7 protein-coding genes and 1 other RNA gene are annotated in these 9,609 nt (G+C 46.1%); 6 read left to right on the top strand and 2 right to left on the bottom strand.

Going from position 1 to position 9,609, the window contains the following annotated elements; translation table 11 throughout:
* Window positions 1-438 precede the first annotated feature (438 nt).
* On the top strand, window positions 439-1,446 hold the full coding sequence (locus tag QOS03_RS06705) for a DUF1002 domain-containing protein (RefSeq protein ID WP_283575823.1): 1,008 nt from the start codon (window positions 439-441) through the stop codon (window positions 1,444-1,446).
* Between the two features lie 146 nt (window positions 1,447-1,592).
* Entirely contained in the window at window positions 1,593-2,525 is a 933-nt protein-coding gene (locus QOS03_RS06700; RefSeq protein WP_283575822.1) for a DMT family transporter, read from the top strand.
* A gap of 65 nt (window positions 2,526-2,590) precedes the next feature.
* On the opposite strand, the gene QOS03_RS06695 is transcribed toward QOS03_RS06700, so the two are convergent.
* Window positions 2,591-4,840: a PBP1A family penicillin-binding protein gene (locus QOS03_RS06695; protein WP_283575821.1), complete on the bottom strand. Its 2,250-nt coding sequence runs from the start codon at window positions 4,838-4,840 to the stop codon at window positions 2,591-2,593.
* Between the two features lie 17 nt (window positions 4,841-4,857).
* Window positions 4,858-5,475: a Holliday junction resolvase RecU gene (gene recU, locus QOS03_RS06690; protein WP_283575820.1), complete on the bottom strand. Its 618-nt coding sequence runs from the start codon at window positions 5,473-5,475 to the stop codon at window positions 4,858-4,860.
* Window positions 5,476-5,571: 96 nt separating this feature from the next.
* Between recU and QOS03_RS06685 the strand changes: the two genes are divergently transcribed.
* The 4 genes from QOS03_RS06685 to glgB all read left to right on the top strand — a co-directional run bounded on the left by QOS03_RS06685 (window position 5,572) and on the right by glgB (window position 9,582).
* Window positions 5,572-6,150 (top strand): DUF1273 domain-containing protein, encoded by a 579-nt coding sequence (locus QOS03_RS06685; RefSeq protein ID WP_283575819.1) that lies wholly within the window; start codon window positions 5,572-5,574, stop codon window positions 6,148-6,150.
* An 87-nt stretch (window positions 6,151-6,237) separates the two neighbouring features.
* On the top strand, window positions 6,238-6,597 hold the full coding sequence (gene gpsB, locus QOS03_RS06680) for a cell division regulator GpsB (protein ID WP_205882323.1): 360 nt from the start codon (window positions 6,238-6,240) through the stop codon (window positions 6,595-6,597).
* 30 nt (window positions 6,598-6,627) lie between these two features.
* Window positions 6,628-7,003, top strand: an RNA gene (rnpB, locus tag QOS03_RS06675) — RNase P RNA component class B.
* A 605-nt stretch (window positions 7,004-7,608) separates the two neighbouring features.
* Window positions 7,609-9,582: a 1,4-alpha-glucan branching protein GlgB gene (gene glgB / locus QOS03_RS06670; RefSeq protein ID WP_283575818.1), complete on the top strand. Its 1,974-nt coding sequence runs from the start codon at window positions 7,609-7,611 to the stop codon at window positions 9,580-9,582.
* The last annotated feature ends 27 nt before the right edge of the window (window positions 9,583-9,609 follow it).

Here is a 9,609-nt window from a genome sequence, read left to right as displayed (position 1 = left end):
CTCCTTTTTTAGTCTACTTTGAGTCTAACCTTGTTAGGCTTTTTTTGTTAAATGTTACGAACTAGCAAATCGCGTAATACTTATAGATAGTAATTGACTTAGTAACTGCATCACTAAGAACCAAAGTGAGCGATTACAGCATTATAAGACTGACTATCTAACAACTATTGAGATATATTGTCCCTATGGCAACCTGGGGACATAAAAGGCATTGGTAATTAGATGATCACTGCTCAAGCGACTGTGGCTGTTTGAGTAAATCGTCCGTATCTATGCAAATTATGGTTCAAACACTCAATATTGGGGTGTCTGCTCACAAGCCATCGACTTTAGCCGATGGTGGTTGACATACTTAAGTTTTGGCTAAGGACGCACTTTTAGGCAATCAATCAAGGTATAATATCAGATGTAAATAATCAGAAAGGCGGTTTGCTAAAGATGAACAAACCAATTAAAATGCTGGCCGGCTTGATGCTGGCAGTAACGCTTGCTGGTGTGGCCACGATGGCGGCTCCAGCAGTCGTATCCGCTGACACGGCGACCGAGCAGTCAAGCTCGTCATCTTCTACGGCAACGCACACCTTGAGTAATTCCTACGTGGTTTATGGTGCCGGTGCACCTCAAAGCGTTTATGATCAGTTAAACTCTGTGATGGGCGTTGACTCATCATTTAAAAAACTGACGGCCACGGCCAGCGACTATGCTAAATATATCGGCAATGGTACGACGACCGATGCCGCGATGATCAGTTCGGTGGCAATTGCACCAACTGATCCGGGCAGTGGGGTCAAGGTCAATATTAAGAAATACGATGGCCAAAGCAATATTACCGAGGTTACGGCTCAGCAATACGCGATGGTTGCGCAAATGGCTGGGGTAACCGACATTACGATTGTCGTTACTGCTAATCGGGCCGTCTCTGGTGAATCGGCTCTGACAGGGGTCTACAAGGCTTTTGAAGCTGATGGTCATCAATTAAACAGTCAAAATACGGCAGCTGCTAACTCCGTGCTGGATGCAACTCAGTCGGCCATTGATGCCAACAAGGATGATTCGTCTTATCCAGGCAAGCTGATGGCTGCAGTCGGTGATACATCCAAGCAGATTGCCCAGCAAAAACAAAGCAGCGGCGAGCTGGCAACCAAGGCAGATATTCAGGAAATGCTGAATAAGGCGCTGGAAAAACGCGGAATTGCCGATCAGACGACAACGACGCAGCAAGAAAAGATTGCCAGCGCGCTGGTCAACTTCCAAAACTCGCCGATTTCTTCCAGCAAGACTTATATCAATAATGTAAGCAATACCATTAATAACGTTAAGAACTCAACCGGTAACTTGATGAACAAGGCGAAGAACTGGGCTAACAGTGAAGCCGGCAAGGAGACCGTTAAGCAGGCCCAAAGCTGGCTTACCAGGTTTATTAATTGGATTAAGAGTTGGTTCTAAACTTAATTTAATTAAGTAAACCGTTCATGAAACTTTCATGAACGGTTTTTTTACTGAAAAAAAGCATTTTTCCGGAAGAATTTATGCAAAAATGTTAGAATGTTTTTTATTGTGATTTGAAATAATTAATAGATGGGATCTTTATTATGAGTAAACAAAAAAATGTCGTTAAAGGAATGATGTGGGCAGGAACCGCCTCCATCAGCTGGGGTGTCTCCGGTACGGTTCTGCAGCTGATCTCGCAAAATCTTGCCATTCCAGCACATTGGATGCTTTCGATGCGAACCTCGGCAGCCGGGATCATTTTGCTGGTTATCAGCGCCATTCTTTATCGTGGTAAGATTTTTAACGTCTTTAAGTCTTGGCCATCAGTAATTTCGCTGTTTAGCTATGCGATCTTTGGCTTGATGGCTAACCTTTATACGTTTTATTACTCCGTCCAAACGGGGAATGCGTCAATGGCAACCATCCTGCAGTATCTGTCACCGTTATTTATTGTTTTTGGTGGTTGGATCTTCCAGCGTGCCCGACCATTAAAAAGCGACTTACTGTCGTTTGTTATTGCCATGGCGGGCGTCTTTTTATGTCTGACCAAAGGGAATTTTGGTCACTTAGCCATTCCGATGAACTCGTTTTTATGGGGACTGGGCTCTGGCATCACGGCAGCCTTTTACGTTGTATTGCCGCAAAAAGCAGCTGAGGAGAATTCACCACTGATTGTTCTAGGATGGGGAACCGCTATTGCCGGCTTATTGTTTAATCTGTATCAGCCGTTTTGGGTTAACCCGCCACACGTTACCGTGACGCTGGTGGCTTCGGTTTCAACGGTCGTCTTGTTTGGGACGATCATTCCATTTGGGATGCTGATGCATGCAACCAAGTTTGCGCCATCAGATGTGGTTAGCATCATGGATGCGCTTCAGCCAATTGTAACTGCCATTTTAAGCGTAATCTTCTTTAAAGAATGGATGAACTGGATTGAGATTGCCGGCATCGTCTTGGTGATCTTGGCCATCTACATTTTGCAAAATGGTCGGCGCAAGGGGCACATTGAAAAAGACTATGATCTGCATTATTAGCAATAAAAAAGGCGATCAGCTCGCAATGAAGCTGATCGCCTTTTAGTTTGTTCAGAAGTTAAATATTACTGTCCAGTGGCAGCTGGCTGTTGAGCCGGCTGTTGCTGCTGGGAAGCAGAGCTTGATGCTGCCGGTGCTGAGCTGGCCGAGCTGGCGGCGCTAGAGGAGCTGGCACTAGCAGAACTTGAAGAACTCGAGCTGGCACTAGAAGAACTAGAACTTGAGCTGGAACTTGATGATGAGCTGGAGCTAGAACTTGAGCTTGCCGAAGAGCTGGAGCTGGATGACAAGGCCGAGCTGCTGGTTACGCCTAGAGCCCATTTAGAATCTTTAATAACCAGCTGACGAGTACCGTTTACCGTAACGGCTTCAACCGTGCTTGGCATTGACCAGTTGGTGGCGTGATTCTTACTGTCAAGATACTGCATCAGATTCTTGTAGAGCAGCTGGGCCGTGTTTTGGTAGGCTTTGGTAATCCCGCTGCCGGCCTGCATTGGGTGATCATAGCCAGTCCAGATTGCAATTGAGTAGTTCTTAGTGTAGCCGGCCATCCATGAGTCCATTTCACCATCAGGATGGCTAGTGGTTGGGTAGTCCGTCGAACCGGTCTTGCCGGCTTGGTAGACGCCAGAAAGGTTAGCCTTAGTGGCACTCCCTTGACCGGTAAAGACGCCTTTGAGCATGTCAGTGATCATGTAGGCGGTCGCTTTGCTCATAGCCCACTTGCCGCTTGGCGAGTAGGTAATGGTATTACCATCCTGCGTAGTGATTGAGTTGATGTAGTATGGCTTATAGTAGGTACCGCCGTTGGCAAAGGCCGCGTAGGCAGCAGCGATCTGCAGTGGCGATACATAGATGCCAATCCCGTTTTGCAGCGTGTAGGCTTTGGATTGCGAAATACCCACGCCTTTGAGGAACTTGGTAGCTCGCGAGATGCCGACCGTTTGCAGTGTTCGAATGGCAGGAACGTTTCTGGATTGAACCAGAGCCTCGCGCATTGTCATCGTACCCTTGTATTGATTGTCAAAGTCGTGCAGAACCTTGTTGGTACCAGGGTAGACAAACTTGGTATCTTCGACGGACTTATAGGTTGGCCACTTGAGATATTGGATAGCTGGACCGTAGTCCATCAAAGGCTTCACAGTCGAACCAGAGGAACGGTCAGTCTGAACGGCACGGTTAAGGCCGTAGACGACGTTGCCGGTCTTGCGGCCCCCCAGCATTGCGATGATCTGACCATTGTTTGGATCAACGACGGCAACCCCAGTCTGCATCTTGTCGCTTTGGAAGGCTACCGAGTTGTTAGCGGCATTGTACAGGTGCTTTTGGGCGCTCAAGTCAAGATTGGTGTGCACCTTTAAGCCGTCCGTGTAAGGGTTGTATCCCTTAGCCTCCAGCTGCGACAGAACTTCCTTGACATAGGAATCAACTACTTTTTCCTTGACCTGGACGGAATTATCGGACGTGTTGCCATGATCAGGGTCAAGACCGTCTTTGATGCTGACCTTTTTGGCAGCCGTGGCTTGGCTTTGTGAAATGTACTTGCTGCGCACCATTGCATCCAGCACCTGATTGCGTCGTTGCGTTGCGTACTTGGTATTGCCGGTTGTTGGGTTGTAGTAGGTTGGCGACTGTGGAATCCCCGCCAGCATTGCCAGCTGTGCCAAACTAAGTTCATTTAGATCCTTGCCATAATAGTATTGAGCAGCCGTCTTCATACCATAGACCCCATTGCCCATGTAGACTTTATTGATATAAAAGCCTAGGATCTGGGACTTGGAGAAATGGCGCTCAACGTTAATGGCCAGCCACGCTTCTTGGGCCTTGCGCTTTAGCGTCCGATCGGCATCTGAAGTTGAGAATACCGAAAGCTTGACCAACTGCTGGGTTAAGGTACTCCCACCTTGCATGCCGCTTGAACGATGGGTTATATCAGCTACGGCAGCCCCCATGATGCGGACTGGATCGACCCCATGGTGCTTGTAGAAGCGACGGTCTTCAATCGCGACGACCGCGTTCTTTAAAGTGCTGGGGATCTCACTGCTGGAGGCATATTCACGCTTTTGTGCACCTAAGCGTGAGATGACGTTGTTGTTGGCATCATAAATCGTGGTGGTAGTCTGACTGGCCAGTTCACTGCGACTGATCTTGGGCGCGCTGGATGCATAATAGAAGAATACGCATGCCCCAGCAACGACCGCGAGAACGAACAGTCCTAAAATCCACAGCAGCACGCGCTTGACGATGCTGCCGCGACCAGCCTTTTTCTTGCCGGGTCGCTGACTGGCACGACTCGGCCTTGCTTGGTTGTTCATTGCTTACTCCTTTAAAATTATTGCTTCTTGGCGGCAATCAGCTGATCAACTGCAGCCAGGTAATGCAGCCGTGGCTTTAGACCATACTGGACAGGATAGCCGTCTTGAATAATAGCGGTCAAGGGAATGGATTTGCGCCCACCATGCAGCTGCTTTTGCCAATGCTTAAACAGGCTGGTAGCGGGCAATACATACATTTGATCGAGTTCGACGAATCTGATCAAAGCAAAGCAGATTCCACCTTGATCAACGCACTCATGCATGTGACGAATTTGGTGCTCATGAAAGTTCTTTAAAGGAAAAGAAGTTTTATTGCGGGTTTCCTTGGCGTCAAAATCAATGTACCATCCTTTATAGATACCATTGTAGTCGGTCGTTGAAGGCTGCTTGAAGTAGGCTTCTCTGATAACGGCCGCGCTCCGCTTGGGATAGTCGACCTTAACCAGCTGGACTGGTGTCGGCTTTTTATGAATCACGGCAATATGGTTTGCCAGGTAATACTGATTGCTGGCATTGATTTCAGCTTCCAATGACATCCCACGCTGAGCATAGGTCGAATGCAGTGCAACGGATCGATGCTGCGTTCGTTCGTGAACAGCGAGCGGCTTTTGACCACTTGGATAATGAATGCTCATCAGTTTTTCCTCCCTTAACTAGGTGTTATTATACCAGAGTACGAAAAAAACCGGTTAAATCCATTCAAAAAATTAGAAAGGGGTATCAATTTTGTAATGAAAAGATTATGGACGACAGGCTATCGTGCATATGAGCTTGGTGTTTTTGACGAGCAAAAGGATCCCAAGGTAGCTGTGATCAAAGCGGTCCTACAAAAAGAGCTGCGTAGGCAACTTGAGAATACGACCGAAGAATTTTGGCTGATTACTGGACCGCAGATGGGAGTTGAACGTTGGAGCATCGAAAGCGCACTGATGTTGCAAAGCGATTTTCCCCAGTTAAAAATTGCCTTGATGGAACCTTACGCCGATTTTTCAATTCGCTGGAACGAAAATAATCAGGCTAGATTGGCAGCTGTCAAGTCGCAGGTTGATTTTGTCGGCAAGGTTAGCAAAAAAAAGTATGAATCACCTGAGCAATTGCGTGCGTACCAGAATTTTATGCTTTATTATACAGACAGTGCCCTATTGATCTATGACCCCGAGCGTGAGGGAAAAACGGTTTGGGACTGGCGCGCGATCAATCGCTACCGGGAACAAAACAAAGACTATGCATTGCGAATGATTGACTTTGATGAGCTGCAGGAAGCCGCTGAAGAATACAGTGAACGACTGCGCGAGAACAGTGAAGCATAAAAAGCAAAATTGGCTCTTGAAAAATTTTTTGAGTTTGGTAGAATTAATTAATGTGTTACGGATTAATTAAGCAATGAGGTGTTTAAGTTGGATGGCATTAAGTTTACCCCGCAGGATATCCTGCAAAAACAGTTCAAAGAAAAGAGCATCGGTAAAGGCTACGACGTTTCCGATGTTGATTCTTTCCTCGATGATGTTATCAAGGACTACGACACTTTTAATAAAGAAATCGCACGTCTTCAAGATGAAAACGATCGTCTGAAGGCTAAGGTCGATGAGCTTAACCGTCAAGTGGAGGTTGGTTCGTCCATGCCACGTTCGGCAAGCTCACAGCCCGTTTCAAATGCAACCAACATGGACATCTTGAAGCGGCTTTCGAATCTGGAACGGCGGGTGTTTGGTTCTCAATTGAACAGCAACGACCGTGATGATTCTCATTTGCTCTAGTCCGCAAATAAAATTGATTTAAATAATGCAGGTCTTGGGCGATCGGGCATGATCATGCATCATGTCAGGAAGGTCCATGCTCGCACAGACTGAGATGTCTGTAGTGTTTGTGCTCGCTGAAAAAATAAGGCGGGGCACCGATCTGATCGGTGACGGCGGGAAAACCGGCTAAGGCGTAAGCTATGCCCCAGTATCCCTGAAAAGTGCCACAGTGACGAAGCAGTATTGGAAACAGTGCTGGTGGAACGCGGTAAACCCCTCAAGCGGTAAACCCAAACTACGGTAGGGGAGCTTTGGATAGCGAATTGAAGCGATTCCAGGGGAGAGTTTTTACTCTGAGATAGATGATTGCCTCGACGTTGTTATGACCTGGTGACAATGTTACGACAAAACATGGCCTACAGAGATTTGCATTACAGGTGCCCGAGTTATGCTCGGGTTTTTTTATTACTATTGAATGCAACCGCTTTCAAAAAACGCTGATAGTTCCTGCGGCTGTGTTTTGATAGGCTGAGTTGAAAAACGAGACTGCCCATGCTTATTTGCAATGATTGATCAGGTGATGGTTTGTCTTGATAATGATCAAAAGCTGAGCAAGCGACCGGTTTTTAATTGATCACACCCAAGCTTGAATTATGGAGCGATGTATTTTTATAAATGGAACGAACCAAATTGATTAAAAAGCCTTAATTTAATATGAACGATAAAAAAACAGCGATTGTTAAAATTACAATTAGCCGAACACATATTGACAAGAAAAACACTTTTTTGAAACAATTCGCTAAATTTGTATTAGATATATTAATAATATGCTACAGATTTAACTAAGTTCGTGTTGTTGAAAGCGCTAAGTAGATTTATACTTTAATTGTAAAAGCAGTAAACGAAATTTCATTTTTGAAAAGGGTCATTAATTAATTCTTTCTAATAATTAATAAAAATTGCTTTTTGCTAATAAATTGGCTGTTTTATGCACGAAACTTACATTTAGCTTTATAAAGGGATGATCAAATGCTGAGTGAAAAGGATTTGTCAGCCTCGCTGCAGGCTTTTTCTGATGGCTCCAACTATCGGGCTCAAGATATCTTGGGCGTCCATCACGAGAAGCGACCGGAAGGCGAGGGATTCGTTTTTCGGGTCTGGGCACCGCATGCTCAGCAGGTTTGGCTGGTCGGTGATTTTAATGGGTGGGATGAGCATTCAATGCCAATGCAAAAAGATCGATTCGGAATTTGGAGTCTTTTTACCAGTGAGGCTAAAGCCGGACAGCTTTATAAGTTTAACGTCAAGCAGAGTACGGGACGCGAGATTATGAAGATTGATCCGTTTGCGGTCTGTTTTGAAAGACGACCAGGTGTCGCGGCCCGGATCATCGATTTTCCTGATCGCAAGTGGAAAGACGGCTTGTGGCGTGGCCGTCAAAAACGCGAACATCATTTCAATCGGCCGCTTAACATTTATGAGGTCCATGCCGGTTCATGGCGTTTTCATGAAGATGGCACGCCATATGATTTTAGTGATCTGACGCGTGAGCTGATTCCTTATCTGAAAAAAATGCACTACAGTCACGTTGAGTTTATGCCATTGATGGAACATCCGCTGCCAGCATCGTGGGGTTATCAGATTATCGGCTTTTATGCGCTTTGCTCCAGTTATGGTACGCCAGAACAGTTTCAAGAATTTGTAGAGAGCTGTCATCAGGCCAACATTGGCGTTATTGTTGACTGGGTACCAGGACATTTCAACATCAATGATGATGCCCTTGCCTACTATGACGGCACGCCAACTTTTGAATATGAAGACAATGATCGAGCTAAAAATATTGGCTGGGGTGCTTTGAACTTTGACCTGGGCAAGCCACAGGTACAGTCATTTTTGATCTCCAGCGCGCTGTTTTGGCTGAATGCCTATCATGTTGATGGAATCAGGGCCGACGCCATCTCAAGCATTATTTATCTTGATTATGACTTTGGTCCTTGGAAGCCTAACAAATATGGTGATACGCGTAACTTGGAGGGCTACGACTTTTTACACAAGGCTACCAGAGCCATCAAGCTGGAACATCCAGAATCACTTTGGATTGCCGAAGAAAGCTCGGCCGGTGTCCAGGTTACGGGCCGAATAGAAGACGGTGCACTTGGATTTGACTATAAGTGGAACATGGGGTGGATGAACGACACACTGGACTTTTACAGTGAGGATCCGATTTATCGCAGCTACGATTTTCATAAGCTGACCTTCTCATTTATGTATAGGTTGGCCGAAAACTTTATTTTGCCACTGTCACATGATGAGGTCGTGCATGGCAAGCGCAGTCTGATGAACAAGATGTGGGGCGATCGTTACAAACAGTTCGCCCAGTTGCGCAATCTGTATGTATGGCAGATGACGCACCCAGGCAAGAAGCTGCTGTTTATGGGCGGCGAATTTGGCCAGTATCTGGAATGGAAGTTTGACGCACCACTGGAATGGGTTGATCTTGATGATCCGTTGAACCAGACAATGCAGCACTTTACCGCGACACTGAACGGTTTGTATCATGATAATCCATCGCTTTGGGAACTGGATACCAAAGATGAAGGATTAGAGATTATTGATGCCGACAACAAAGATCAGACGGTCTTGAGCTATATTCGTCATGGCAGGCGCAAGCATGACTTTTTGATCGTGATTTTAAACTACACGCCGGTTGAAAGACGCAATTTTAAGATCGGCGTACCTTATCCGGGAACCTATCAAGAGATTCTCAATACCGAGATGAAGGAGTTTGGTGGTACTTGGACCAAGCATAATCCAGATTGCCACACTAAACCTGATTCGTTTAAGGAATATGAGTACACGATTGAAACCACGGTACCGTCCTTAGGTGCGTTGATCCTTAAGCCTGGTAAGGATGTCAAGATTGCACGGCGTGAGCCAAAGCCACGCAAAAAGGCACAAAAGAAGCCAACCAACCAAAAACACAAGCAAGCGGGGAGCAAATAGAAAGGGGTGTTGGATGGAGCCCACCAT

The sequence above is a fragment of the Limosilactobacillus pulli genome, assembly GCF_947381555.1.
GTDB lineage: Bacteria > Bacillota > Bacilli > Lactobacillales > Lactobacillaceae > Limosilactobacillus > Limosilactobacillus pulli.
The sequence above is the reverse complement of the archived record's forward strand: the minus strand, read 5'-3'. Positions and strand labels throughout refer to the sequence as shown.